At 34.1% G+C, this 863-nt stretch carries 1 protein-coding gene; it reads right to left on the bottom strand.

The genetic code is table 11. The features are described from left to right. On the bottom strand, window positions 1-863 hold an 863-nt coding region (locus OW729_RS19365), incomplete at both ends, for an electron transfer flavoprotein subunit alpha/FixB family protein (RefSeq protein ID WP_268063162.1).

Here is an 863-nt window from a genome sequence, read left to right as displayed (position 1 = left end):
AATCCTCTTCCTACAGCTACTATTACTTCTGCTTCTGATATACTTTCTTCTTTTTCCTTTTCTATAACATCTAAAACTGTTATATTAGATATTAATTTAGATGTATCCATTTCACAAGAAGTTATTTCTCCACTCTTTTCCCCACTTCTTTCTGGTGCATCAAAAATTTTATATCTTACAGTCGCAAGCTGTGGTCTATTATCTGGAGTATGGATATGTGCCATTATGTTACCACCAAAGGCAGGTCTTATTTGATCTAGGTCTGTATTTGGTTTAACATCTAATATTGTACAATCTGCTGTAAGTCCTGTTCTAAATCTTGCAGCTATTCTTGGTGCTAAAGATCTTCCTACTGTTGTTGCCCCGACCAATATTGATGAAGGTTTAACTTTGTTTATGAAATCTTCAAAGGCAGCTGTATATGGCTCTATTCTAAAGTCTTTTAGTTCTTCATAATCATACACAAAAACCTCGTCTACTCCGTAGTGGAGTAAGTCTTCTGCTTTTTCTTTTATATTATGACCTATAAATACACAGTAAACTGGATGATTAATCTTAGCTGCAAGCTCCTTTCCTTTTCCTATAAGCTCTAAAGTTACTGGATGAATTTCTCCATCTACGTGGTCAACATAAATTGCTATACCATTCCATCTACTCTTGTCTACTGTTGGTCTTGCTGCGCCTTCTACAAATTCAACTACACCCTCCGGTCCCTTTTTAACGCATAGTTTACACATTTTACATCCAGCTGTAATTTCTATTTTTTCACCCTTTTTTTCTATAGCATTAAATGGACATATATTAACTAATTTTTCTATAACTTCTTGGTTTAATTTCTCTTCATGAATTACTAACTTTCCCAT

Source organism: Clostridium brassicae (assembly GCF_026738875.1).
In the GTDB taxonomy this organism is placed as follows: domain Bacteria; phylum Bacillota; class Clostridia; order Clostridiales; family Clostridiaceae; genus Clostridium_H; species Clostridium_H brassicae.
Note: the sequence above shows the minus strand (reverse complement) of the source record. Positions and strands in the feature narration are given on the sequence as shown.